This window comes from Kitasatospora sp. NPDC058162, assembly GCF_042884005.1.
GTDB lineage: Bacteria > Actinomycetota > Actinomycetes > Streptomycetales > Streptomycetaceae > Kitasatospora.
In genome coordinates this window covers 55,744-80,510 of the sequence record NZ_JBHVUS010000040.1, presented here as the reverse complement: position 1 = coordinate 80,510, position 24,767 = coordinate 55,744, and the positions used below count along the sequence as shown (strand labels likewise).

The 24,767-nt window shown below is 72.9% G+C and carries 25 protein-coding genes; 12 read left to right on the top strand and 13 right to left on the bottom strand.

Annotated elements, in window-relative coordinates:
- Together ACFVXG_RS39685 and rpsR are read right to left on the bottom strand one after the other, a co-directional pair.
- Window positions 1-131 (bottom strand): GTP-binding protein (locus ACFVXG_RS39685; RefSeq protein ID WP_387935048.1); only part of this gene is annotated, 131 nt, incomplete at its 3' end.
- Window positions 128-382, bottom strand: coding sequence for a 30S ribosomal protein S18 (gene rpsR / locus ACFVXG_RS39680; RefSeq protein ID WP_387935047.1), 255 nt, complete (start codon window positions 380-382; stop codon window positions 128-130). The genes ACFVXG_RS39685 and rpsR, both read right to left, overlap by 4 nt.
- A 224-nt stretch (window positions 383-606) precedes the next feature.
- Between rpsR and ACFVXG_RS39675 the strand changes: the two genes are divergently transcribed.
- Window positions 607-1,725, top strand: coding sequence for a DUF5954 family protein (locus tag ACFVXG_RS39675; protein ID WP_387935040.1), 1,119 nt, complete (start codon window positions 607-609; stop codon window positions 1,723-1,725).
- Between the two features lie 22 nt (window positions 1,726-1,747).
- On the opposite strand, the gene ACFVXG_RS39670 is transcribed toward ACFVXG_RS39675, so the two are convergent.
- Complete coding sequence (locus ACFVXG_RS39670; RefSeq protein WP_387935039.1) at window positions 1,748-2,200, bottom strand: LuxR C-terminal-related transcriptional regulator; 453 nt, start codon at window positions 2,198-2,200, stop codon at window positions 1,748-1,750.
- A gap of 128 nt (window positions 2,201-2,328) precedes the next feature.
- Between ACFVXG_RS39670 and ACFVXG_RS39665 the strand changes: the two genes are divergently transcribed.
- Window positions 2,329-2,934 (top strand): DUF1326 domain-containing protein, encoded by a 606-nt coding sequence (locus ACFVXG_RS39665; RefSeq protein ID WP_387935037.1) that lies wholly within the window; start codon window positions 2,329-2,331, stop codon window positions 2,932-2,934.
- A complete protein-coding gene (locus ACFVXG_RS39660) occupies window positions 2,935-3,708 on the top strand; it encodes a DUF2182 domain-containing protein (protein WP_387935035.1) in 774 nt (257 codons plus the stop codon).
- On the opposite strand, the gene ACFVXG_RS39655 is transcribed toward ACFVXG_RS39660, so the two are convergent.
- Window positions 3,605-4,492 (bottom strand): hypothetical protein, encoded by an 888-nt coding sequence (locus ACFVXG_RS39655; RefSeq protein WP_387935033.1) that lies wholly within the window; start codon window positions 4,490-4,492, stop codon window positions 3,605-3,607. The two genes, ACFVXG_RS39660 and ACFVXG_RS39655, sit on opposite strands and share 104 nt — an antisense overlap.
- An 84-nt stretch (window positions 4,493-4,576) precedes the next feature.
- Here ACFVXG_RS39655 and ACFVXG_RS39650 point away from each other — a divergent pair, with 84 nt between their 5' ends.
- Window positions 4,577-5,062: an Lrp/AsnC family transcriptional regulator gene (locus tag ACFVXG_RS39650; protein ID WP_387935031.1), complete on the top strand. Its 486-nt coding sequence runs from the start codon at window positions 4,577-4,579 to the stop codon at window positions 5,060-5,062.
- A gap of 81 nt (window positions 5,063-5,143) precedes the next feature.
- Here ACFVXG_RS39650 and ACFVXG_RS39645 read toward each other — a convergent pair whose 3' ends face one another.
- The 4 genes from ACFVXG_RS39645 to ACFVXG_RS39630 form a co-directional block, all read right to left on the bottom strand.
- Window positions 5,144-6,049: a GlxA family transcriptional regulator gene (locus ACFVXG_RS39645; RefSeq protein WP_387935029.1), complete on the bottom strand. Its 906-nt coding sequence runs from the start codon at window positions 6,047-6,049 to the stop codon at window positions 5,144-5,146.
- The gene (locus tag ACFVXG_RS39640) at window positions 6,046-6,630 is read right to left on the bottom strand and encodes a cysteine hydrolase family protein (protein ID WP_387935028.1); all 585 of its coding nucleotides are present in this window, start codon (window positions 6,628-6,630) and stop codon (window positions 6,046-6,048) included. The genes ACFVXG_RS39645 and ACFVXG_RS39640 overlap by 4 nt, the downstream gene beginning before the upstream one ends.
- Window positions 6,631-6,751: 121 nt before the next feature.
- On the bottom strand, window positions 6,752-7,522 hold the full coding sequence (locus ACFVXG_RS39635; protein ID WP_387935026.1) for an ABC transporter permease: 771 nt from the start codon (window positions 7,520-7,522) through the stop codon (window positions 6,752-6,754).
- On the bottom strand, window positions 7,519-8,265 hold the full coding sequence (locus tag ACFVXG_RS39630) for an ABC transporter ATP-binding protein (RefSeq protein WP_387935024.1): 747 nt from the start codon (window positions 8,263-8,265) through the stop codon (window positions 7,519-7,521). The genes ACFVXG_RS39635 and ACFVXG_RS39630 overlap by 4 nt, the downstream gene beginning before the upstream one ends.
- A gap of 69 nt (window positions 8,266-8,334) precedes the next feature.
- Here ACFVXG_RS39630 and ACFVXG_RS39625 point away from each other — a divergent pair, with 69 nt between their 5' ends.
- The gene (locus tag ACFVXG_RS39625; RefSeq protein WP_387935023.1) at window positions 8,335-8,937 is read left to right on the top strand and encodes a TetR family transcriptional regulator; all 603 of its coding nucleotides are present in this window, start codon (window positions 8,335-8,337) and stop codon (window positions 8,935-8,937) included.
- A gap of 61 nt (window positions 8,938-8,998) precedes the next feature.
- On the opposite strand, the gene ACFVXG_RS39620 is transcribed toward ACFVXG_RS39625, so the two are convergent.
- The gene (locus tag ACFVXG_RS39620) at window positions 8,999-10,267 is read right to left on the bottom strand and encodes an ATP-binding protein (RefSeq protein WP_387935021.1); all 1,269 of its coding nucleotides are present in this window, start codon (window positions 10,265-10,267) and stop codon (window positions 8,999-9,001) included.
- A 483-nt stretch (window positions 10,268-10,750) separates the two neighbouring features.
- Here ACFVXG_RS39620 and ACFVXG_RS39615 point away from each other — a divergent pair, with 483 nt between their 5' ends.
- The 5 genes from ACFVXG_RS39615 to ACFVXG_RS39595 all read left to right on the top strand — a co-directional run bounded on the left by ACFVXG_RS39615 (window position 10,751) and on the right by ACFVXG_RS39595 (window position 16,229).
- Window positions 10,751-11,869 carry a ricin-type beta-trefoil lectin domain protein gene (locus ACFVXG_RS39615; RefSeq protein WP_387935019.1) on the top strand — a complete coding sequence of 373 codons (1,119 nt, stop codon included), beginning with the start codon at window positions 10,751-10,753 and terminating at the stop codon, window positions 11,867-11,869.
- 199 nt (window positions 11,870-12,068) lie between these two features.
- Window positions 12,069-13,376: an MFS transporter gene (locus tag ACFVXG_RS39610; protein ID WP_387935017.1), complete on the top strand. Its 1,308-nt coding sequence runs from the start codon at window positions 12,069-12,071 to the stop codon at window positions 13,374-13,376.
- A 179-nt stretch (window positions 13,377-13,555) separates the two neighbouring features.
- Complete coding sequence (locus ACFVXG_RS39605; protein ID WP_387935015.1) at window positions 13,556-14,014, top strand: MarR family winged helix-turn-helix transcriptional regulator; 459 nt, start codon at window positions 13,556-13,558, stop codon at window positions 14,012-14,014.
- 77 nt (window positions 14,015-14,091) lie between these two features.
- Entirely contained in the window at window positions 14,092-15,495 is a 1,404-nt protein-coding gene (locus tag ACFVXG_RS39600) for an MFS transporter (protein WP_387935045.1), read from the top strand.
- A 380-nt stretch (window positions 15,496-15,875) separates the two neighbouring features.
- Window positions 15,876-16,229: a hypothetical protein gene (locus ACFVXG_RS39595; RefSeq protein WP_387935014.1), complete on the top strand. Its 354-nt coding sequence runs from the start codon at window positions 15,876-15,878 to the stop codon at window positions 16,227-16,229.
- Between the two features lie 323 nt (window positions 16,230-16,552).
- Here the strand turns inward: ACFVXG_RS39595 and ACFVXG_RS39590 are convergent, their stop codons facing one another.
- On the bottom strand, window positions 16,553-18,745 hold the full coding sequence (locus ACFVXG_RS39590; protein ID WP_387935012.1) for an MMPL family transporter: 2,193 nt from the start codon (window positions 18,743-18,745) through the stop codon (window positions 16,553-16,555).
- 366 nt (window positions 18,746-19,111) lie between these two features.
- On the opposite strand from ACFVXG_RS39590, the gene ACFVXG_RS39585 reads away from it, so the two are divergent.
- Window positions 19,112-20,425, top strand: coding sequence for a sensor histidine kinase (locus ACFVXG_RS39585; RefSeq protein WP_387935010.1), 1,314 nt, complete (start codon window positions 19,112-19,114; stop codon window positions 20,423-20,425).
- Between the two features lie 68 nt (window positions 20,426-20,493).
- On the top strand, window positions 20,494-21,177 hold the full coding sequence (locus ACFVXG_RS39580; RefSeq protein ID WP_387935043.1) for a response regulator: 684 nt from the start codon (window positions 20,494-20,496) through the stop codon (window positions 21,175-21,177).
- Window positions 21,178-21,468: 291 nt separating this feature from the next.
- On the opposite strand, the gene ssuE is transcribed toward ACFVXG_RS39580, so the two are convergent.
- The 3 genes from ssuE to ACFVXG_RS39565 all read right to left on the bottom strand — a co-directional run bounded on the left by ssuE (window position 21,469) and on the right by ACFVXG_RS39565 (window position 24,740).
- Window positions 21,469-22,011, bottom strand: coding sequence for an NADPH-dependent FMN reductase (ssuE, locus tag ACFVXG_RS39575; protein WP_387935008.1), 543 nt, complete (start codon window positions 22,009-22,011; stop codon window positions 21,469-21,471).
- Window positions 22,011-23,717 carry an FAD-binding oxidoreductase gene (locus ACFVXG_RS39570; RefSeq protein WP_387935006.1) on the bottom strand — a complete coding sequence of 569 codons (1,707 nt, stop codon included), beginning with the start codon at window positions 23,715-23,717 and terminating at the stop codon, window positions 22,011-22,013. The genes ssuE and ACFVXG_RS39570 overlap by 1 nt, the downstream gene beginning before the upstream one ends.
- Before the next feature lie 174 nt (window positions 23,718-23,891).
- Window positions 23,892-24,740, bottom strand: a complete 849-nt coding sequence (locus ACFVXG_RS39565; protein WP_387935004.1) for an LLM class flavin-dependent oxidoreductase — start codon at window positions 24,738-24,740, stop codon at window positions 23,892-23,894.
- Between the last annotated feature and the right edge of the window lie 27 nt (window positions 24,741-24,767).

Genomic DNA, 24,767 nt, shown 5'->3' with positions numbered 1-24,767 from the left:
ATCTCGCTCATGTCGTTGACGATGACCGCGACCCGCAGGCCTTCCCGGTTGTTCAGCAGGTGGTTGAGCAGCGTGGTCTTGCCCGCGCCGAGGAATCCGGACAGCACGGTGACCGGGAGGCGGCCGCTCACCGGCCCGCCTTCGCGGCGCTCTGGCCGCCGGAGACGTACGGCAGCAGCGCCATCTCGCGGGCGTTCTTGATGGCCCGCGCCATCGCCTTCTGCTGCTGGACGGTGAGCCGGGTGACCCGACGGCTGCGGATCTTGCCGCGGTCGGAGATGAACTTCCGCAGCAGGTTGGTGTCCTTGTAGTCGATGTACGTGATCCGCGCTTCGTGCAGAGGATTGGGGCGGGCTTTGCGGTCCCGGCGGGCGGGGGCGATCTTGGTCACGGCTTCCCTGTTTCCGGTGAGAGTTGGGTACGTCGGGCGACGGGATGTCGAGCCGACACTAGCAGTAGATGAAAACGAAAACCATTACGAGATTGCGGGGCCCGCGTCGGCCCGAGCTACGACCACCGGGATGCGGTGCACAGCAACCGGCCCCCTCGGAGTGAACGGACCGCGTTCGGCTGCGCTCGGTGGCCGACTGGTTGCATCATGTGCGCATGGTGAACTTCGCTGATGACGTTCCTCAATACCTCGCCATCAGGATGGCCGCCCCTGGCGGCCCGGTGCCGGAGATCGCGGATGTCGAGGCATGGACGGCCCGCGAGAGGTACCCGCGGATCCTGTCGGCCGGCAGCCCGGTCTTCGGTGTCGCCCGGGAGCAGCCGACCGGCGGCTGGGAACTGTGCTCCTCCATGGTCGAGATCCACCCGCAGTCGGCCCGCGAGGACCTCGGCATGCTCTGCCGTGGACAGGCCGCCGCCGCGGGGAAGTCCGGCGACACCGCAGCGCAGCAGCGCTACCTCGCAGTGGCCGAGCAACTGGAGTGGGAGAAGATCGACGAGGTCGAACTGGACGTCCGCTACCGCGTGGTGCGGGCCGAACGCTACATCCGCAGCGGCCCGGACGGCCCGGAGCCGCCGCGCTCCAGCGACCCCGAGGACCACCAGAAGCGCGACATCACCCACGGCCACGACCCGGCCGACGGATTCGTCATGGACCCCGCCCTGCCGACCGGGATGTCCGAGGGCATCCTCAAGGCCGAACTCGTCCAACTGGTGCCCGCCGACGGCGCCTTCGCGCCCGAGGTCCGCGAGGACGCCCGGCGGTCGGCCCGGTCCCACCCGGGCGTGGTGCTGTTGCCACCCGCGTTCACCGTCGCGGAACGGGTGCACGGCCAGTGGCGTCCGAGCGGCATGATGGACGCCCCCACCCCCTTCCGCGCCCGGGACATCCTGTCGATGCGCCTGCGGGTGGCCGAGCCGGTCGCACGCCGGCTGACTCCCCGGCAGCGGGCCCGCTACGCCGAGGCGGCGGACCGGCTCGACGCCGAACAGAGCCTCGAACTCACCGTCGAGGACCGCCTCCTGCGGATCATCCGAGTGGAGCGGGCGGTCCGGTTCGGCCCGGACGGGCCCGAAGGGCCCCGCCCCTTCGACCCCGACCCCGAGGACCCGGTCATGGTGCTCGACCAGAAGCTGCGAGCGCAGGGCATCGTCCCCGACGAGGACGCCCCGATCGTCCTCGACGAGTCCGCGCAGGAGTTCCAGCGCCTCTTCGAGGCCGAGATGGACCGACGCGGCAAGCCCCTCCCGCGCCTCGAGGACGACGAGTCGTAACGCCCGGGCACACCACCGGCGGTCAACCGGGCGGGTCGGCGAACCAGCCGTCCGGCCCGACCCGGCTGCCGGTGGTCAGGCGCGGCCGGTACTGCTGCTGGAAGACGCGGCCGACCAGCTCGCGCCTGCTGCGCACGCCCACCTTGTCGAAGACGGTCTTCAGATGCTGCTGGACGGTCGCGGGGGAGATGAACAGCGAGCCGGCGATCTCCTTCGTCGACAGGCCCTGCAGCACCCGGGAGGCGACCTGCGACTCGCGCACGGTCAGCGCATAGGCACGCACGATGAGCGGCGCGAGTTCGGCCGGCGCCGCCGGTTCCAGGATGACCGCCACCTGACGTCCTCCGGCCGCCGTGACCAGGCGGGACGCCTGGACGGAGAGCCAACGGCCGTCCCCGGTACGGACCCGGACCCGTGGCACCAGGTCGGCCGGAGCGGCGTCCTCGCGCTCCAGCTCCTCGAGGCGGCTGATCATCGACAATCCGTGGGGCGCCGTCCTCCCAGCGTCACCGGGCGGACGGAGCTGACGCCCGGCGCGTTGCCGGGTGAATGCCGGCGGCGGAAAATGGAAGCCAGGAATGTGCCTCGGGAAGGGAGCTTCCGATGGCATGGCGCATCGCGGGGACGTATTTCGAGAACTGCAACTGCACCATGGTGTGCCCCTGTTCCACCTCCGGTCTGACGGCTCCGGCGGACCACGAACGCTGTCGGGTGGTGCTGGCCTTCCACGTCGACTCCGGCCACGTCGACGAGGTCGACGTGGGCGGCCTGACGGTTGCCGTGGTGGCCGATACGCCGCAGCTCATGAGCGAGGGCAACTGGCGAGTGGGCATGATCATGGACCAGGCCGCCTCACCGGCGCAGGCCGAAGCGCTCGGGGCGGTCTTCTCCGGCCAGCGGGGCGGCCCGATGCAGGACCTCGGGCCGCTCATCGGCGAAATGCTCGGACTGGAGGTCGCCCCGATCGACTACGCCGACGACGGCAGGACCCACCGCGTGACGATCGGCGACGCGATCGACCTCGAAGTCGAGGACTTCGTCTCCCCGCTCGACGCCACCGGAAAGGGCGTCAGGGTCAGCGGGGTCGGATTCCCCGCGGACACCCTGGCGGCCGGAGTCGCGACGAGGTCGCGGGTGAACGCCTTCGGCCTCGAGTTCGAGAACGAAGGGAAGAACGCCTTCTCGGCGCCGTTCTCCTGGGCGGCCTGAATGCCGCCGCTTCCGGCTCGGCGGGCCGTCGTCCCGGCGACCTGGGCGGCGCTGCTCGCCGCGGCGGCGCTGGCCTGGGTCCTGACGGTCCGCAGCACGTCCGGCATGGCTCCCGGACCGGGCACGATGGGGCGGGGCCTTTGGGGATTCCTGGTCCTGTGGGGGCTGATGATGGCCGCGATGATGCTCCCCGCCGTGGCGCCCGTCGTCTCCCTGTACCTGCGCACGCTCCGCACCCGCACGACAGGCTGGACCCGCGTGGGCCGCAGCACCGCCCTGGTCGTCGGCTACCTGTGCGCGTGGGAGGCCTTCGGGCTGGCCGCGTTCGGCGCGGCCTGGGCGGGCGGCGAACTCGCCACCAGGGCGCCGAACGCCGCACCCTGGGTCGGCGCCCTCGCGCTGGCGGCGGCCGGCCTCTACCAGGCGACCCCGCTCAAGGACCGCTGCCTGAGCCACTGCCGCTCCCCCCTCGGCTTTTTCCTGCACGTCAGCGGCTACTCCGGACGGCTGCGCGACCTGCGCGTCGGCCTCTACCACGGCGGTTACTGCGTCGGCTGCTGCTGGGGCCTGATGGCCGTGCTGACCGTGGTCGGCGTGATGAACCTCGCCTGGATGGCGGGCCTGGCCGTCGCCGTGTTCCTCGAGAAGACCTGGCGCCACGGCAAGGCGTTCAGCCTCGTCCTGGGCATCGCCCTGATCGGCTACGCCTGCTTCGTGCCCTGGAACCCGCAGCTGGTCCCCGGCCTGCACCTGCCGCAGACCATGCCCATGTGAGAGCAGCGGGAGAGCGGGGCCGACGCGGGTGGCGTCCGGCGGTCGCGACGAGGAGCTGGACCACCGTCGCCGAGACCGCCGCCGTACCGACCGCAACCGCGAACCCGGCCGTCGGCAGCAGTACGGCGAGCAGCATCGACCAGACCAGCAGGGCGAATTGACTGTCCATCACACCACGCAGGAACGCGACCGCGCTGCGCCTGTCCGACCTGCGGTGCAGGTGCAGCGCCTGAGTGACCACGAGGACGGGGAACGGCGAGAGCAGCCCGGTGATCCGCGGGCCGACGGCACCCGCCGCGGCGGTGGCCGCCAGTACGTAACCGGTCACCACGGCCGCCCGCCCGGCGAGCGGCACGTCGGGGCGCGCCGGCAGCGGGACACCGCCGTCGACCGTCGGCCACCACCGGAGAACCGCCAGCAAGCACGCGCCGGCCAGCACTCCGGTCGCGGCGAGGCCGAGTGCGGCGAACTGCTGGGCGATGCCACTGAGCAGGAACGTGGCGCACGCCGCCGCCAGCGCCGGCCAGGGGCCCTGCCGGGCCGACCGGCGCGCGTACACCCAGCAGAGCAGGGTCGCCCCGGCGGCGCCGCCCACGGTGGCGGCGGCGAGTCCGGCCGCGAAGGGTGCGCCGTGGTCCAGCGCGGCGAACACCACGATCGGTCCGGAGGTGAGCGGGAGACCGGCGACCAGCCCGCCGACCGCCGGTCCGCAGCGGCGCCCGACCCAGGACACGGCGGCAAGCAGGACCGGCGGCAGCAGGACATGAACGAGGAGGAGGATCACGCCCCGACCCTGCCCGCCGAACCACCGCGATTGGGGCGGACATCGCCGCCCGATCGGGCTCCGGGCTGTGGGATTCTCGGAGGTATGGCCGATCGACCGAGAAAACCGCTGACCGACGTCTCCCTCGACCGTCTGGACCGGGAGATCCTCGCGGTGCTCTCCCGCGACGGCCGGGCGACCTACCAGGAGGTGTCCCAACAGGTCCGGCTCTCCGCCAACGCCGCGGCCGACCGGATCCGTCGCCTCCGCACCCAGGGCGTCATCCGCGGCTACCGCGCCGACCTCGACCTCGCCCGCGTCGGCCGGACCCTGGTGGCCCTCACCGACGTCAACCTCCGCGACGGCACCGACAACCGCGGGTTCGAGGCGAGCCTGCAGCAACTGCCGCAGATCGCCGGTGCCGCGCACGTCACCGGCGAGTACGACTACCAGCTGCGGATCGTCTGCACCGGAACCGACGAACTGGAGGCCGTCGTCGAGGCCCTCAAGCGCGACCACGGCGTCCGCGAGCTGCACAGCCGCATCGTGCTGCGCGAGGTCGAGCTCGACCCTGCCCGCGCCCTGCCGTAGAACGCCTTCTTTTTTCAACGCGAAGGCTGCATCAGCGAACGCACACTACCCGGCTGACCCCGGCAGCGTGAAGGGGCGGCTCTACGTCCGGGCGCGCAGGCGGCGGAGCATGCGGGCGTCCTGGAAGCCCACCGCCCGGGCCGCGGTCTCGGTGGTCGCGCCGTGGGAGATGAGGTGTTCGGCGCGCTCGAGTCGCAGCTCCTGCTGGTAGCGCAACGGGGTCAGCCCGGTGGCCCTGGTGAAGTGGCGGGTGAGGGTGCGTTCGCTGACGCCGCACGCGGCGGCGAGTTCGGCGAGGCTCAGCCCGGCGGTGAAGCGGGCGTCGATCAGGTCCTGCGCCTGGTGGACTGCGTCGACGAGGTGGGCCCGGTGCCGGAGCATGGCGCTGGTCTGCTGCTCGTCGCCGTTGCGCCGGGCGTAGACGACCATCTCGCGGGCGATCCGGGCGGCGGCCGCGGGCCCGTGCCGGGAGGCGACGAGGTGCAGCGCGAGGTCGATGCCGCTGGCGATGCCGGCCGAGGTGACCACCCGGCCGTCCACCACGTACAGCACGTCGCGCACCACCGTGGCCCTCGGGTGGCGGCGGGCGAGGTCGTCCTGCGCGTCGTGGTGCGTGGTGCAGCGGCGGCCGTCCAGCAGCCCGGCGCGGCCGAGGGCGGCCGCGCCCGTGCAGACGCCGGCGACCGTCCCGCCGGCCGCGTAGTGGGCGGCCAGCCGTTCCAGCGCCGCCGGGGACGGCCCGCCGGTGCCCCGCAGGGCCGGCTCGCGCCAGCCGGGGACGATCACCAGGTCGTCCGCCGCCAGCGGCGGCCACTCGGTGGCGGCCCGGAGCGGTAGCCCCTGGGCCGTCGGGACGTCCTCCTGCTCGGCCACGTAGCCGATCCCGTAGTCGAGGCCGAACTCGGCCGCGGTCGAGAACACCTGGGCGGGCCCGGCGAGGTCCAGCAGGTGCAGCTGCGGGACGAGCAGGAAGACGACGCGGGTCACGATCCGGTCAGCTCCTTGACGGTGGCGATCCTGGCAAAACGAACCGAGAGCGCGTACTCGGTACGGGCGATGATCTCATCCGTGGAGAGCGTGCGCGGGTCCGCGAGGATCTCCGCCAGGCTGCGCCCGGCGGGTGCGTCGCGGTGCTCGATCGGGTGGGTCGCGGTGGCGTCGATGACGAAGGTGACGCCGTAGCCGAGGTCGGCGGCGAGCCGCGTAGTGGTCTCGCAGCACTGCTCGGTGCGGATGCCGCTGATGACCAGTTCGCGGATGCCGCGTTCGGTGAGCAGCTGCTGCAGGTTGGTGGTGGTGAACGCGTTGTGCGAGGTCTTGGTGATGACGGGCTCGCCCTCGGCCGCCGCCAGCCCGTCGATCAGCCGCACCTGGCCGAGGGCGGGGTCGAAGGCGGTCCGGCTGCCCGGTTCGGCGTGGAGGATCCAGATGACGAGGTCTCCCTCGGAGCGGGCGTGGGCGACCAGCTCGTCCACCCGGGCGGCGATGTCGGGGTCGGAGACGGCCGCCCAGTTCTCCTGCCGGCGGAAGGATTCCTGGACGTCGATCACGAGGAGCGCTTTGTTCATGCCTCGATCCTGGCGGCTCGGGAGTCCTGGCTGAAGGCACCATCGGGGCCGGATGCGGACCGATCCGGTCAGCGCAGCGCCGGCCGTCCGGGCCCTGGCCTCCCGGCCGGCCCGGGTGGCGTCAGGCGGTTCGGCGCCGCAGGGTGGCGGCGCCCAGGGCGAGGGCGAGGAGGGCGGAGCCGGCGACGACGGCGAGGTCGCGGGCCACCGCGGTGCCGGCCGTGGCGGAGGTGGTGAGGCGGGTCATCGCGTCGACGGCGTAGGACAGCGGCAGGACGTCGGAGGCCCAGCGCAGCGCCGTGGCCATGGAGTCGCGCGGGACGAAGAGCCCGCACAGCAGCAACTGGGGCAGGAGCACGGCGGGCAGGAACTGGACGGCCTGGAACTCCGTGGCGGCGAACGCCGACACCAGGAGGCCGAGCGCCATGCCGAGCAGGCCGTCGGCGACGGCGACGGCGAAGACCAGCCAGGTGGGACCGGCGATGTGCAGGCCGAGCGGGCCGATGGTGAGTGCGGTGGCGAGGGTCGCCTGGAGCAGGGCCACGGTGCCGAAGGCCAGGGCGTACCCGAGGAGGAGGTCGAGTTTGCCCATCGGCATGGTGAGCAGCCGCTCCAGGGTCCCCGTGGTGCGTTCGCGGAGCATGGCGACCGAGGTGACCAGGAACATCACGAGCAGCGGGAAGACGCCGAGCAGGGCGGGACCGGTCCGGTCGAAGGTGGCGGGCTGGGCGTCGAACATGTACTTGAGCAGGACGAGCAGCAGGCAGGGCACGACCAGGAGCAGGGCGAGGGTGCGCGGGTCGTGGCGCAGCTGGGTGAGGACGCGGCGGGCGGTGGCGAGGGTGCGCCGCAGAGCGTACGACGACTGCGGGCGGGTGCGGGGGGTGCTCATCGGCCGGCCTCCACCAGTTCGAGGAACGCGCTGTCGAGGTCGGTGGCGCCGGTGGTGCGGAGCAGTTCGTCCGGGGTGTCGTGGGCGAGGAGACGGCCTTCGCGCATCAGCAGCAGGCGGTCGCAACGAGTGGCCTCGTCCATGACGTGGCTGGACACCAGCAGGGTGGCGCCGCCGTCGGCGAGCCGGCGGAAGAGCTGCCAGAGGTCCTGGCGGAGCACCGGGTCGAGACCGACGGTCGGCTCGTCGAGGATCAGCAGCTCGGGGGTGCCGAGCAGGGCCGCGGCGAGGGAGACCCGGGCGCGCTGGCCTCCGGAGAGGCGGTCGGCGATGTCGCGTTCGTGGCCGGTCAGGCCGACCAGGGCGATCACCCGGGCGGGGTCGGTCCTGGGCGCGCCGAGGACGGCGGCGAAGTAGTCGAGGTTCTCGGCGACGGTGAGGTCGCCGTAGACCGAGGGGGCCTGGGTGACGTATCCGACGCGGTGGCGGAGTGCGGGGCTTCCGGCGTCGAGGCCGAGCACCTCGACCCGGCCGGCGGCGAGGCGCTGCACGCCGACGACCGAGCGCAGCAGGGTGGTCTTGCCGCAGCCGCTGGGGCCGAGCAGGCCGGTGACGGTGCCGTGGGCGATGTCGAGGTCGAGGCCGTGGAGGACCGGGCGGCCGCCGCGCTCGACGGTCAGGCCGGTGGTCCGGATCGCGGGGCCGGCGGCAGGTGCGGCCGACCCCGGAAGGGAATTCATCATGTGATGAGTTTTGCGCTGTCGGGGATGCCGGTCAAGTCGCGCGCCGGAGCCGCCAGCCACAATGAGTCGGTGAACGGTGCGGAGAAGCAGCAGAAGCGGGTCGGACGGCGCCCCGGGGGCGAGGACACCCGGGGCGCGGTGCTGGACGCCGCCCGGGCCGAGTTCGGGGCCCGCGGGTACCAGAAGGCGAACATGCGGGCGATCGCCCGCGCGGCCGGGGTGGACGCGGCGCTGCTGCACCACTACTTCGGCACCAAGGACCGCCTCTTCCTGGCGGCCCTGGACTTCCCGGTCGACCCGCGGGCGGTCGTGGAACGCGTGCTCGCGGGCGAACGCGCCCGCGTCGGCGAACGCGTGGCCGCCTTCGTCCTCGGCCTCTGGGAGCAGGAGGCCGTACGGGACCGGCTGCTGGCGCTGCTGCGGACGGCCGCGGCCAGCGAGGAGGTCGCCGCACTGGTGCGGGGGTTCATGATGTCCGAGCTCGTGGACCGGCTGGCGGGTGAACTCGATCTGGACCAACCGGAGTTGAGGGTGGAGCTGGTTCTGTCGCAGATCGTCGGGCTGGCGATGGCGCGCTACGTGATCCAGGTGGAGCCGCTCGCGTCCGCGCCCGCGGAACAGCTCGCCCCGCTCCTTGCACGTACCGTCCAGGGGTACCTGACCGAGCCCTGAGGGCCGGTCGGGGAGGCCCCGGCCCGTCGGACGGGCGAGGCGGAACAGCCTGGGCCACCGCTCATACCCGCCCGTACCGGACCGCCTGGTCGGCGAACTCCCGGGCCATCTCCTCGGAGACGGTCGGGCGGGTGCGGCGGATGGCGTCCAGATAGTCCTGGGTGCCGGGCTGGGTCCGCTCCCCCGTGTCGAGGGTGTGCTCGAAGGTGTTCTGGGCGACCGCCATGGCGACCTGCCGGATGTCGGCGGGAGTGAAGCCCTCGCTGGCCTCCGCGAGGACCGCCGGGTCGGCGGCGGTGCCCGTCTTCGCCGTGTAGCCGACCCACAGCGCCTCGCGGGCCGCGGAGTCGGGCGGCCCGACCGGCAGGACGTAGTCGAACCGGCCGTGGCGCAGGAACGCCGGGTCCAGGGCGGCCACCGAGTTGGTGGCGCAGACGAGCAGGCGGCCGTCGCGGTCACGGAACCGCACGATCGACTTGAGGAGTTCGTTGACCACGCCGACCGACTCGGGGGCGGCGAGGCTGCGCGTCCCGGCGACCTCCTCGACCTCGTCGATGAAGAGCAGCACGTGGTCGAGCTGCGCCACTTCCTCGAAGCGGCGGCCGAGTCCGCTGGCCAGCCCGTCCTCGGACCCGAGCCGGGAGGGGAAGAGCTCGATGAACGGCCAGCCGAGCCGACCGGCCACGGCCTTGGCGAAGGTGCTCTTGCCCGTGCCCGGCGGACCGAACAGCACGACCGCACGGGGCGGTTCCACTCCGTGGGCGTCCGCCAGCTCGGGGTTCGCCAGGGGCAGCACCAGCCGCCGTTCGATGAGCCGCTTCTCGTCGGCCATGCCCGTGAGCCGCTCCCAGAGGCGGGCGTCGGGCATCACCGCGCCCAGCATCGCCAGGACCGCGGGGCCCTGGGTGCCGACGACTTCCGACTTCTCGAAGTACGTCAGCCCGCGGTGGGGGTGGAAGCCGGAGTTGACCAGCGCGGTGGCACCGGTCTCCTCCTCGGGCAGCACCGCCGCGACGATCCTGGCACCGGCGTCCCGCAGCCGGCGCTCCAGCGCGGACAGCAGGGCGGTGCCGATGCCCAGGTTCCGCCAGCCGGGGTGCAGGGCGATGCGCAGCACCCATGCCCGGTCCCCGTCCACCCGGCCCACCGCCGCGCCCACGAGACGTCCGTCGGCCATCACGACGACGCCCGGATCACGTGCCTGCAAGGCGGCGACGACATCGGAGAGGCGGAAGACGGCGGCGCGGTCCGTGGTGGCGCTCTCTGCGTCGAGCCGGACCACCGCTTCGAGGTCGTCCGGCGTGAAGTCCCGGACATGCCATACAGCCATCTGCCGCTCTCGCACCTCGCACGCCCCCGGACTTCCATCATGGGCCGACTCCGGTGCGGCCGCAGCGCGGGGGCTGCCGGCGGAACGCGGACGGCATGGGTCAGGAGGTGGGCGTCACGGAACCCGCCCGACCGCGCATCGCATGAAATCGCACAATCACCTTGCAGCGAAGGCGAATTCGTCCGGCGTGCATACCGCCCGAGCCGCGGCGTCGTGCGTACACTTCCCGACGGGTGGAGCGGAATTCACCATTCCCGTGCCGCCCGGTGTGAGTTCCCGCCGGACATTTCTGCAGCCCGGCGGACCGCGTTCGACACCGAGCCCCCGGACGACCGTTCCGGGCCCGTTCGCGACATTCCGCGTCAGTGGCATTCCCCTGCCGTTCCCCTGCACCGTCGCTCCATCGAGGAGGACCCTTTGCGCTTCCGCACCAGACCCACCAGAGCCACCAGGCCCACCGGACTCATCGCGCGAGCAGTCGGCGTGACGCTCTCCCTGCTGATCGCCGCCCTGGGGCTCGCCGGCCCGGCGGCGGCCGCAGGCTCGACCCCCGGCTCGTACAGCTACTACGGCTTCCCCGCCGCGACTTCGACCCTGAGCTCGGTCACCTTCGGCACCACGGTGCAGTCCGACCCCGGACGGGGCAACGTCTTCTGGTCGCACCAGTTCGGGTTCACCAACAACGTCTCCGGCTACATCGGCATGCAGCGCCACCGCACCGATCCCGGCATGTTCCTGTTCTCGCTGTGGGGCTCGACCGGCGCACAGCCCGGCGACAGCGGCACCTACTGCCAGACCTTCACCGAGAGCGGAGGCGGCGGCTACACCTGCCGCCTCAACGCGGGCTTCACCGCGGGCCACCACTACCACTACGACATCACGCCCGCGGCCCCGGGCTGGTACCGGGCGAAGATCACCGACACCACCGCCGGGACCTCGTTCGTGCTCGGCACCCTCCAGGTCGGTTCCGGGCTGATCCAGGCGACTGGCATGGTCGACTGGGTCGAGTACTTCGACTGGAACAACAATGCGGCGACCTGCGCCGACGAGCCCTACTCCGCGGCCCTGTTCACCGCACCAACCGGGGTCGACGCGGCCAACGGGTCGACCGTCCACGCCACCGTCACCAGCACCTCGGTCAGCAGCACCTGCTCCAAGCAGGCCGGCGTCACCACGGCGACCGGAGGCAGCACCCACCGCGACGCCATCGGCAACAGCCCGTCCGGGTCCATCACCGGCATCGGCGGCCAGTGCGTGGACATCACCGGCGGCTCCAGCGCCGACGGCACCCGGCTCGAACTGTGGCCCTGCGGCCGGTGGTCGAACAACCAGAACTGGGTGCTGGCCCAGGACGGCACCGTCCACGCCCTGTTCAAGTGCATGACCGCCCTCGGCTCCGGCACCGCCAACGGCACCGCGGTCGTGCTCTCCGCCTGCAACGGCTCCCCCGGCCAGCAGTGGGCCCTGACCAACGGCACCCTGGTCAACCCGAACTCCCACCGCTGCCTCGACGCCACCGGCGGGAGCAGCACGGCCGGCACCGAGCTGGAGCTCTGGACCTGCACCGGCGGCGCCAACCAGCAGTGGCACAAGCCCGCCTGACGCGGTCCACGACCGTACGGCCCGGGGCGTGGACCCACCCGACCGGTGGTCCGCGCCCCGGCCCGTCACGAACGGGGCCGGGGCGCCGGTGCGGATCACGTGACCCTGCGGTACCACCGGCGGATCCGGCCACACCGCGTCCCGGCGGTCTACCGCGGTGACCTACTGTTCGTGCGAGCCACGGCGGACAAGGGGGGCCGTGATCGACCAGCAGGAGAACCAGGTGAACCAGGTGCACCGGAACAGCACCCTGTCCCCCGACCGCCGGGAGGCCGCCGTCCCGGACCGTCGGCCCTGGCCGGTGCGACGGGGGCTGCTCCTCGAGTCCGCCCCCCAGCGCCGACTCGCTCTCGGCGGCTTCGTCAACCAGCTCGGCTCCGCGGCCTTCCTCGCGACGGCGCCGCTGTACGCGATGCGGGTGATCGGCCTGTCCATCGGACAGGTCGGGCTCGGCCTCGGGGTCGCCGGAGTGGTCGGCCTGCTCGCCGGCCCGCCCGTCGGGCACCTCGCCGACCGCCGCGGCCCCAACGGCGTCTTCCTGACCACCCTGCTGATCCAGGCCGTGGCCATGGTGTCGCTGCTGTTCGCCCACTCGTTCGCGGCGTTCATGGTGGCGGTGGCGGTGACCGACCTGGCCGGCGCCTCGGGGGGCGCGGCGCGCGGCCCGATGATCCGCCGCTTCGGCGGTGACGACGTCCCGAAGTTCCGCTCCTACCTGCGCTCGACCGCCTTCCTGGCCAGTACCTTCGGTGCGCTGGCCGCCGGGGTGGTGATCCAGCTCGACTCCGACTCCGCCTACCGGATGCTCATCCTCGCCAACGCCCTGACCTTCCTCGGCTGCGCGGCCGTCATGCGCCGACTGCCCGAGCTGGAGCCGCTGCCGGCCTCGCCCGGGTCGGACCGGTGGCTCGCACTGAAGGACAAGCCGTACATGGCGTTCGTCGTACTGGACGGCATCCTGTGGATCCAGGGCGAGGTGGTGACCTACGCGCTGCCGCTCTGGGTGGTCCTGCACACCCATGCACCGCGCTGGTTCACCGGCGTCGCGCTCGCCGTCAACACCGTGATGGTGGTCCTCCTCCAGGTCCGCACCAGCCGCGGGATCAAGGACGACCGGGTCGCCGGCCGGGCCACCAGGCGCGCCGGGGTGGCGTTCCTGGTCGGCATGGGGGTCATCGCGACGGCCTCGGGCCTGCCCGGCTGGGCCGCCGCGGCGATCATGACGGCCGGTGTCGCCATCCACACGGTGGGTTCGCTGTGGCACGCGGCCGGGTCGATGGAGCTGCGGTTCCGGCTGGCCCCCGCGCACGCGCAGGGACAGTACTCCGGTGTGTTCGGCATCGGCATGGGCCTGTGCTACACCGTCGCCCCCGGTCTGCTCGGCCTGCTCTGCCTGAGCTGGGGCGCCCCGGGCTGGCTGGTCATGGGCGGCCTCTTCGTCGCCGCCGGCCTCGCCATGCCGTTCGTGGTCCGCTGGGCCGGCCGGTCGCGGGAACTCGACGCCTGAGCCGACACCTACGTCAGCCAGGGAGGTCAGCGGGTATTGCCGTGGACGACCACCCGGCCGGGGAAGCGCCGGTCGAGGGCGCGGCCGGCGAACAGTCGCCTCGTCACCCGCACGGGCGTATCGCCGAACCCTGACCGGATATGCATAAACGATTCATATAAAGCCGCTATGCTTCAGCCATGAGTCGCCGAGACGCCGCGCACAGCGCTTCCGAAGCCATCGGGTCAGCCCTCTACGGCCTGGCCACCAGGGCCGTGAAACGCCTTCCCCGCGACATGAGCCTGACGTCCGCCGCCACCTTGGCCACCCTGGACAAGACCGGCCCGCGACGGATCACCGATCTGGCGGTGGCCGAGGGCGTCACCCAGCCCGCGATGACCGTCCTGGTCCGGGTGATGGAGGAATCCGGGCTGGTCGAGCGGAAGGGCGATCCCTCCGACAAGCGGGTCACGCTGGTGTGCCTGACCGAGGCCGGCGCGTCGTACGTCCGCACGCGACGCCAAGCGGGCGTCGACGCGTACGCGCGGTTGATCGACGAACTCACCGCTGACGAGGTCGAGGCCCTGGCAGCAGCCCTTCCGGCACTGCGGCACCTGGCGGAACTCGAAAGCCGCGCCCGAGCGGAGTCGGACCGGTGACCGCGGCCCAGGCCCCCGACCAGCCCGTGAACACTGCCCCGATACGTTCCGCGAGACCTCTGCTGGTCCCCGCCCTGATGTTCATCGCCCTGGTCGTGGCGGCGGTCGGCAGCCTCGGGACACCGCTCATCACCAGCGTGGCGACCACGTTCCACGTGTCCCTCGACAGCGCGCAGTGGACGCTGACCATCGCCCTGCTCAGCGGCGCCGTCGCCACACCCGTGCTCGGCCGGCTCGGAGCCGGTCCGCACCGGCGGGCCACGGTTCTCGCCACCCTGGCGATCGTCGTCGTCGGCAGCGCGCTCACCGTACTGCCGCTGCCGTTCGCCTGGCTGCTCGTGGGCAGAGCGGCCCAGGGCGTCGGACTCGGTCTCACGGCGCTGATGATGGGCGTGGCCCGCGACCATCTCCCCGAGGAGCGCAGCGCGGCCACGATCGCCCTGATCTCGGTGGTCTCCATCATCGGAGCCGGCGTCGGCTACCCGCTGGCCGCGCTGCTCGCCGAGCTCGGCGGACTGCGGGCCGCCTACGGCCTCGGCCTGCTCGTCACCGCCATCGCCTTCGTGACCGCGTGGCGCTCCATGCCCGCAGCCCCCGAAGGCCGCTCCGCCCACGTGAACGTGACCGGTGCGCTCGTCCTCGCGGGTGGACTGCTCCTCGTCCTGTTCCTGGCCGGCGAGCGGAGCCTGTGGAGCCGACACCTCGCCGTGGCGGTGGCCCTTGCCGTCACTGCCGTACTCCTGCTCTGCCTCTGGACCGTTTCCGAACTGCGAACCAGGACCCCCCTGGTCGACGTCCGGGCGGTCCGGCACCCGGCGGTCGCCGGGGCGAACATCGCCATGTTCGTCGGCGGCAGCGGCATGTACCTCCTGCTCACGCTCATCACCCGCTACGCGCAGACGCCGCACAGCGCCGGCTACGGCTTCGGACTGAGCACCTTCGTGGCGGGGCTGGTCCTCATCCCGTTCTCCGTACTGGGCTTCGCCGCCGGCAAGCTCGCCCAGCGGGTCCGGACGCGGATCGACGGCCCCCTGCTCCTGGCCGGCAGTGCCGCCGTCGTCGGCGGCGGGTTCGTCCTGTTCGCCACCGCCCGGTCCAGCCTGGCCGAACTGCTCGCGGCCATGGGCGTGCTGGGCTTCGGCGTCGGCAGCTTCTCGGCCGCCATGCCCGGCGTCATCCTGGCCGTCACCCCCAGGAGCGAGACGTCGAGCGCCATGAGCTTCAACTACGTCGTCCGCAGCGTCGGTTACTCCCTGGGCAGCGCCATCGGCGGTCTCGTCCTGGCCGCCGGCACCGCCACGGGCCGCCTCTTCCCGGACGACGACGCCTACACGACCGCGGCCCTGGTCGGCGTCGCCGCGATGGCGATCACGACGCTGGCCAGCCTCGCCCTCGCCCGCCGACGCCCACCTGAGGCCGATCCGAGCCCAGCCCCGGCCGGTGCCCCGGGCCCGGACCGGCCGAGCCGAACCGGAGGCTGAGGACCGCAGCCGGCTCCGTCGGCCCGCTGACCCACAGCGCGCCGGCCATGGATCCGGGGATGACCGGGTCGAACGCTCGCAGGCCGGGGTGCGGGCCGTGGTGCGCGCGCTCTCCCATGTCCTGAAGGCGAAGCGGGGCGGGCGCACGAGCGACGACGCCACCCTGTTCCTGATCGAGTGGCGCTGAGCGGGCCGGCGCCCGCGCGTCGCCTCCCGCCCCCGCCCCCGCGTCGACACCTCCGCGCAGGCTCTCCCGACCGGATCCTCTCCACCATGTTGATTCGCTGCGCGCCCTTACGCCGTGTCCGCTGACCCAACGTGATAAAGCAGCTGTCGACCGGGGAATAGGCAAGAACCTACCCCGAACCAAGGGAGACGAGATGCCCTCACCAGCCTGGAAGACAGACCCCGAAAAGCACGACTTCCCCGCGGCCATGGACTACCTGGAACTGGTGCTGGAGCCCGCGGCCGCACAGCAGGCTGTGGAAAGGCTCAAGAGCGCGCCCACCGTGGTGAAGAAGGCGAAGGACATCCTTCGGGCGTCCCAGCTGTCGCTGCTGCCGAAGGAGAACGTGCACGTCGCCGAGAACATCGACAAGGTGCGGCAGGGCAAGAAGCTCTCCCCGGTCCTGCTGGTGCGCGACCATCCGCTCATCATCGCCGACGGCTACCACCGCGTGTGCGCGATCTACTACCTCAGCGAGGATCTCGAGGTCCCCTGCCGGCTCGCATAGCCACCCACCGTCCCGGCCCCCGCGCCGTCGCTCGGGGCCGGTCGGCAACCGCGGCTTTCACCGCTGTGATGGCAGCAGAAGATCCTGTGCGGCTGCACCGCCCACTACTTGACGGAGCACGTCAACGACAAGGACTTCTGCCTGACGGGCACCGACGGGTCCTGACCCTCGCCCGGCCAAGCTGGGCAGGAAAGGGGCTGATGCGGTGAACCACTTCGGACCAGTGATCTTCGTGCGCTGAGATCACGGCACGCAGAAGGCACGCAGATGAGGGGACCGCGGCCACCCGGCCGCGGTCCCCTCACCCGCCGCCCCCCACGGCGTCAGGGAACCGGCACGCGGTTCGGCTCCGGGGCCGGCTCGGCCCGGTGGTGGTGGCGGGCCGGGCGGAGCGGCCACCAGAGGGCGCGGCCGAGCAGGGCGGCGATGGCGGGTACCAGGACCAGGGACAGGACGACGGCGGAGAGCAGGATGCCGAGCGTCAGCGCGAAGGCGACCTGTTCGCTGCCCGGGGTGGCGGCGAGGGTCGCGAAGGAACCGGCCAGGACCAGGCCGGCCGTGGCGATGGCGGGCGTGGTGTGCCGTACGGCGCGGGCGACGGCGGCGCGGGGCGGGCCGGGGCGCTGCATCTCCTCGCGGATCCGGTCGGTGATGAGGATGTTGTAGTCGGTGCCCAGCGCCACGACGAACAGGAACAGCACCAGCGGGAGGGTGAAGCTGACGCCCGGTTCGCCCAGCCCGTGCTGGAACAGCAGGGTCGCGGCGCCGAGGGTGGCGGCGAAGCCGAGCCCGACCGAGAGCATCAGGACCAGCGGGGCGAGCAGGCTGCGCAGGAGCAGCAGCAGGATCAGGGCGATCAGGGCGGCCGCGACCGGGAAGACGATCGCCAGGTCGTGGTCGACGGCGGTGGAGATGTCGGCGAAGACCGCCGCCGTGCCGCCCACGTGGGCGCTGGTCCCGGCGGGTGTGTGGGCGGCGACCGCGGCGCGGACCGGGCCGGAGGCCAGGTCGCGGGCGCGCTGGCTCTGCGGGTCGGCGGTCAGGTAGAGGTCGATTCGGGCGGCGCGCCGGTCCCCGTTGAGGACGGTGCCGCCCGTCTTGCCGACGCCCTCGACCTGGGTGAGGGCGCGGGAGAGGCCGTCGAGCCGGCCGGGGGTGAGGGTGGTGCCGTCCGTGGTGACGACGTAGACGCTGGTCGGGTCGGAGACGCCGGCCGGCAGGGTGCGGGAGATCTCGGCGGCGGTGGCGGCGGCCGGGGTCCGGTCGCCGGCGCCACCGAGGCCGTAGTCCATCCGGATCCCGGTCATCCCGGCGGCCAGCGCGCCGAGCAGGGCGAGGGCGGCGAGCAGCATCGGCAGCGGCCGCCGGGCGACGAGCGTGCCGAAGCGGGCGGCGAAGCCCTCGCCCGGCTGGCGGCGCAGGCTGCGGGAGGGCCAGAACATGCCGCGGCCGCAGGCGGCGAGCAGGGCGGGCATCATGGTGAGGCTGCCCAGCAGCATGACCAGCACGGCGACGGCGATGGCCGGGCCGAGCGAGCGGAACTGGCCGAAGCTGGCCACGCCGAGGGTGGCGAAGGCGGCGACGATGGTCAGCGCGGCCGAGGCGATCGCGGTGCCCACCCGGGCGGTCACCTGGGCGGCGGCTTCGCGGGCGGGCTGCTCGGGCCGGGCCCGCAGGTGCTCGCGGAAGCGGAAGAGCAGGAAGAGCAGGTAGTCGACGCCGATGCCGAGCAGGACCACGGAGACCAGCCCGGGGGTGCCGGCGTCGAGCTTGAGGCCGGTCAGCGTCGCGGCGACGGCCACGGCTCCGCCTGCCACGCTGCCGATCATGGCGACGGCGAGCAGCGGCAGCAGGGCCGCCGCCACGCTGCGGAACACCAGCACGTTGAGCAGCACGATCAGCCCCATGACGAGCGCGCTGCCGACCGTCGCGGCGGTGCGGTGGGAGTCGGCGGTGTCCACGGCGTCGGCCAGTCCCCCGGTGAACCCGGTGCGCATCCCGGCGTCGGCGAACTGGGCCCGGGTGGCGTCCCGGAACGCCCGGTAGACGCCCTGGACGCCCTCGTCGGCGGCGTTGCCGGTCAGTTCGACGGAGAGCAGTTCGAAGCCGCGGTCGGGCGCCACCATGGCCGGGGCGACCCGGGGGGTCTGGGACCGGTCGGGGACGAGGAAGGCCGGCTCGTCGTCCTTCCTGGGCATGACGACCCGGCGCTGGGCGAGCTTCGCCGCCTCGGCCTCGACCCGCTGCTGGTCGGCGGCAGTGAGCGCCTGGCCGTCGGTCCTGGCGACCAGCACCGTGACCGTGGTGGCGTCGGGCTTCATCCCGAAGTTCTCCTCGGCGATCCGCAGCGCGGCGGCCGAGTCGTAGCTCTTGGGCAGGAAGTCCCCGGTCTGGGACTGGGTGACGCGGGCGAGCAGCATCGGGCTCAGCAGGGCCAGGGAGATTCCCAGCACCACCCAGAGGGCGATCACCTTCCACGGGTTCCTGGTCGAGTATCCGGTCAGTGCGCGGATCACGGTTTCCTCCGGCGGTGGACGCGAGCGTCCGCAAGGTCGGTCTCGGCTGCGGGGGTTCCCGGCCGGGTTCCAGACCATCACCCGGGGTGGGCCGCGGACGTCCCTGCGACGGACGATCCGCACCGGGGCCCCAGCTCCTCGGCCGGGCCCGGACCCGGGACCGTGGTCCTGGTCCGGGCCCCGTGATCGGCCGTGGGGACCATGCCGGGGCGGGGCGGGCCGATGCCAGAATGGGATCATCGGGCCTGTTCAGAGCCTGTTCAGGGCCTGAAACGGGTCTGAAACGGGTCTGATCGGGGCCTGATCGGGCTCATCAGGGCTCATCGGTGAGGCGCGGCGCGGGCCGGGCACGGAGGGGGAACGGACATGGGCGGTCATCAGCGCCCCACGATGGACGCGGCACTCGGGGCGGACCCGGCCGACCCGGCACACCCGGTACACCGGGCGAGCGGGAGCCCAGGGCCCGGCGGGGTGGCGGACGCGCCGCCGGAGACCGACGGCGCGCCGTGGACCCACACCGACGCGCTGGTGGCCGCCGGCGCCTGCACGCTCGACCTGCTCAACTACCTGCTCTTCAGCGAGATGGACGGGGTGCGCCGGGTGACCCCGCCGGGCCTGCTCCTCGTCGCGCTGTCGGCCCTGCCCCTGCTCGTCCGGCGCCGCCACCCGGTGCCGGCGCTCGCCGTGGTCCTGGCCGTCGAGGCCGCGATCGACCTGTCCACACCGGCGAGTACCCACTTCGGCGCCGTCCTGATGGTCAGCCTGTTCGCGGTCGCCCGGGCCCGCCCCGCCCCGGTGACGGCGGCCGCCGCGGTGGTGACGTCGGTGCTGACAGTGCTGAGCCAGAGCCACCTGCGGATGCCCGCCTGGCAAGCGGCCGTCAGCGCCCCCGCCTCCACCCTGCTCGTGGCCGGCACCGGCCTCGCCGTGGCGCGCTGGCAGCGGGAGGTCGCGGCCAACCGCAAACTGCTGGCCGACCGCGCGGTGGCCGACGAACGCCGCCGCATCGCACGGGAGTTGCACGACATCGTGGCGCACCACATCACCACCATGCAGCTGATGGCCGGCGGCGCCCGGGCCAACCTCGCCCACCCGGAGGTGGTCCGGGACGCCCTGGTCACCCTGGAGTCCTCCGGGCGACTGGCCCTGCGGGAGATGCGCCAGCTCCTGGACGTCCTGCGGGCCGGCGACGAACCGGACACCGCCCCGCCCTCGCCCCAGCCCGGGGCCGAGGACCTCGACCGGCTGGTGGACGAGTCCCGGGTGGCCGGCCTGCCGACCGACTTCGACGTCCACGGGCCCCGCCGCCCGCTGCCGCCCACCGTCGGCCTGACCGTGTTCCGGATCGTCCAGGAGGGCCTCACCAACGCCCGCAAGCACGCCGGGCCCGCCCGCGCGACCGTCACCCTGACGTACGGTCCGGACCGGGTCACCGTCGAGGTGCGCGACGACGGGGGCACGGCGGGCACGGGCGGCGCCGCACCGCAGGAGGCGGTGCCGACCGGCGGCCGGAGCGGGTACGGCCTGATCGGCATGCGCGAGCGCGTCGCCCTGCACGGCGGCACCCTGCGGACCGGACCACGTCCGGAGGGCGGCTTCGCCGTCCTGGCCGACCTGCCACTGGCCCCGGAGGAGACGGCCGACGCCGCCGTCCAGCACGGAACGGCGACGGCCCGGTGAGCGCGCACGGCGACGGCCCGGTGAGCTCGAACGATGGCGGCCCGGTGAGCGCGCACGACAGCGGCCCGGTGAGCGCGGCGGCACCGGGCATCCGGGTCCTCATCGCGGACGACCAGCCGCTGGTGCGGCGCGGCCTGTCCCTGATCCTCTCCCCCGACCCGTCCTTCGAGGTGGTGGGCGAGGCCGAGAACGGGGAGCAGGCCGTCACCGCCGCCCGCCTGCTGCGCCCCGACGTCGTGGTGATGGACATCCGGATGCCCGTGCTCGACGGGGTCGGCGCGACCCGGGAGCTGGCCCGCACCCTCCCCTCCTGCCGGGTCCTCGCCCTCAGCACCTTCGACATGGACGAGTACGTGGTGGCCGCGCTGCGCGCCGGCGCCCACGGGTTCCTGCCCAAGGACGTCTCGCCGGAGGAACTGGGCGCGGCGATCCGCACCGTCCACGCCGGCGAGGCGGTGGTCGCCCCGCGCCTGCTCACCCGGCTGATCTCCACCTACGTCCGGGCCCCGGTCGGCGCCCCGCCGCCGGTCACCGACACGGGCGGGCTGACGCCCCGGGAGGTCGAGGTGTGGCGGCTGATGGCCACCGGCCTGGACAACACCGAGATAGCCCGGGCCCTGGACATCAGCCTGTCGACGGTGAAGAACTACATCACCAGCATCTTCGGCAAGCTCGATGTCCGGGACCGCGCCCAGGCGGTCATCGCGGCCTACGAGTCCGGCCTGGTCACCGCGCGCACGGGAGGCGGGTAGCGGGGGCCTTCTGTCTGCGGGCCCTCGACTCGGGCGCCGATCGCATCGCCCGCGGTCATGACCTGCGGCGGGGCGTCGGCACTGGCCGAACCGGCCGTCTCGACGGAATCCTCCACGCATATCACCATGCGGCCTGAGCAGGACGGATGAGGTTTCGGCAAGGACAGGGTCGACGCCGGTCAGCCGGTGGTCTCGGCGATCTTCGCGAGGTGAGCGGCCCGCACCGCGCCGGTCCGACGTGGTGCGGGCCGCTCACCGCGTCGGACCGGTGCGGTGCGGGGTCCGCGGTCCCTACTCCTTGGCGGGCAGCGCGGCGACGAAGTCCGCCACCGCGCGTTCCAGCCGCGGTCCGGCCTCCGGCGACAGGGTCAGGCCGGTCCCACCACCGTCGGCGAGCTCGATCGCCCGGTCGAGGACGAAGGCTCCCCGCACGACGTGCCCCGCGCCCAGGGCCATCAGTACCGGCCGCAGCGCGTAGTCGGGCGCGAGCGCATGGGCGAGGCTGCCGCCGGTCATCACCGGCAGCACCGTCTTCCCGGCGAGGCCGGCCGGTGGGAGCAGGTCGAGGAAGGCCTTCAGCAGGCCGCTGTAGGCGGACTTGTAGACCGGCGTCGCAATGACGACCCCGCCCGCCGCGGCGACCGCGTCCAGGGCCTGGCGCAGCGCGGGCGCGTCCGTCCGCCCGGCCAGCAGCTCGGCCGCCGGCAGGTCGCGGACGCGGACGTGGCCGGTCCGCAGGCCCGCCGCGGACAACCGCTGCACCAGGTGGTCGGTCAGCGCGGCGGTGCGCGACCGTGCGGACGGGCTGCCGGAGATCGCGAGCAAGGGCGTCATCAGGGCTCCTCGACGGGCGCGGCCGGGTCGGCGGGCCGCACCGCCCGCTCGACCACCCGCGCGGCGGGTTCCACGGGGTGCGCCGCCGGCTCGACGGACTGGCCGTGCCGGAACACGTTGCGCGGGTCCCACACCGCCTTGATGCGTTGCAGGCGCGGGTAGTTCTCCTTGTAGTAGAGGTCGTGCCAGGGCACCGACGAGGTGTTGAACCGGGGGTCGCCGAGGTCGATGTCCGGGTAGTTCACGTAACAGCCGTCGGTCACCTCGTTGGGCACCGGTACGCCACCGGTGTCCGCGTACATCTCCTGGTAGCACTCGCGGGCCCAGGCGATGTACTTCTCGTCGTCGGCGGGGTCGTTCCAGAACACCTGCCAGAGCATCTTGAAGGCCGCGTCCCGGTGCGGCGCGGCGGTCCGGGTCGGGGCGACCGCGTTGATCCGGCCGCCGTACGAGGTCAGCTGCACGCTGATGTTCGGGTTGTCGACGTCGTCGCGGGTGAGGTGCCGGTGCAGCGTCTCCAGCTGGCCGTCGGGGAAGGTCGCGCGCATGAACGCGGACTTGTACTCGGCGCGCAGGGTCGGGTCGTTGAGCACGACGTTGGTCGTTCCGAGCAGCCGGATCGCCTGGAGCCACGGGATCCGGCGCGGGGCCGCGAACTGGGGCAGCGCGGGCAGTTCGCCCATGTGCCGGGTGAGCGCGCCGCGTTCGACGGTGACGCCGCTGCCGATGTGCTCCAGGTAGTCGGTGAGGAGTTGCTCGGCGTCCGGTGCGGAGGCGTCGACCAGGACGAGCAGGCCGATCTGTCCGGCGCTGCGGTGGTTGAGCACCAGCTGGCTGATCAGTGCCCGGGCGGGGTCGTCGGGCCCGCGGTGGGCGGCGTGCCAGTCGGCGTAGTTGCGCGCCAGCCGGACGAACTCGTCCCGGGTCAGCTCGTCCCACGCCCAGCTGACCGCGCTGACCAGCAGTTCCTCGGGCGGCTTGGGCAGCAGGTCGCGCGGGTCGCGGCCGCGGGCGCTCGGCGAGCGGAACCAGTAGCGGGTGACCACACCGAAGTTGCCGCCACCGCCGCCGGTGTGCGCCCACCACAGGTCGTGGTGGGGGTCGTCCTCGTCCCGGGTGCCGATCACCGCGCGGGCCCGGCCGGCCTCGTCGACGACGACCACCTCCACCGCGTACAGGTGGTCGACGACCAGGCCGTGCAGGCGGCAGAGCGGTCCCCAGGCGCCGCCGCTGACGTGGCCGCCCATGGCGACCGAGTAGCAGAACCCGGCCGGGACGACGACGCCCCACTCGGGGTAGGTGGTCTGGTAGGTGCGCAGGTTCGTCGCGCCCGACTCGATCTCGATGGCGTTGAGCCGGGGGTCGTAGCGCACCTCGTGCATGCCGGACATGTCCAGGATGATCTGGACCTCCGGGTTGTGCACGAAGTCCTCGTAGCAGTGCCCGCTGGAGCGCACGCTGAGCCGTTTGCCCTGGTCGACGGCCTCCTGGACGACGGCGACCACCTCCGCGGTGGAGCTCACCAGGCGGATGGACTCGGGCGCGGCGACGTAGCGCTGGTTGAGCCCGCTGATCAGGTCGTCGTACTGCTGGTCGGCCTTGGTCACCGTGATGCCGTCGTGCCGCCGCCCCGGACCGGCGCCGGGCGTCGTGGCGCTGCCCTTCGGAGTCCCCGTGTCGGCCGGGTCGGCCACTCCTTCGATCATGTGTCACACCTTCTTCTGCACGCGATTGCCTGGGCGAACGGCGAATACCGCTGCCCGGTGGGCTGAACTTCCGGATTCCTGTTCCCCGCTGGGGAACCGCGAACGGCCAGGTCGGTTCCCGGCCGTTCGCGGGACAGGATCGCGTCGTGAGAATCCCCCGTCGGCGTGGCGCCGTCAGTTGTCACGCAGTGCTGGAATCACCTCACGGGCGACTCGTTCGAATTCCTCCTGATGCGCCTCCCCCGGCCAGTCGAGGACGAACTCCGAGACGCCCGCCCCCGCGAACCGTTCGAAGACCTCCTCGTACCCGTGCCGTCCCCTTCTCGGGTCCCAGGGCCCGAAGATCGTGTACGAGCGCCGGATCGCCGCCGGGTCGCGGCCGGCCTCGGTGGCGAGCCGGTCCAGCCGCCGGTTCTGCTCGGCGGTGATGGCGATCACCTCGGCCGCGCTCGCGCCCGGCGGGCCGTGGGTGTTCCAGGACTCGGCGTACCCGGCCGCGACCCGGATCAGGGTCGGCGACTGGCCGCCGACGGTGATCGGCAACCGGGGCGACTGCAGCGAGCCGGGCACGGTCACCACGTCCTGCACCCAGAGCCGGGCGCCGCGGTGGCTGAACACCCCGCCGCGCAGCACCCCGTCCACGATCGCGACGTAGTCGGCGAACCGCTCGGCCCGTTCCTTGGGCGGCCACGGCAGCTGTCCCACGCTGTGGTGGTCCCAGGCGAAGAGCCCCGCGCCGATGCCCAACTCGAACCGGCCGCCCGACAGGTGGTCGAGCGCGATGGCCTGCTTCGCCAACTGGGCGGGCGGGCGCAGGATCTGGTTCGCCACCATGGTGCCGATCCGGATCCGCTCGGTGGCCAGCGCGGCCGTGGCCAGCACCGACCAGCTGTCGAACCAGTGGCTCCCGAGGCCCCTCAGGTCCGCGGCGTGGTCCGGCAGGAACACCTGGTCGAAACCCAGGCCCTCCAGGTATCTCAGCCGGTCGACCAGCACCGGAACGGGCTGGTCCGGATAGAGCATGACGCCGAATCGGCGGACGGGCGGAGC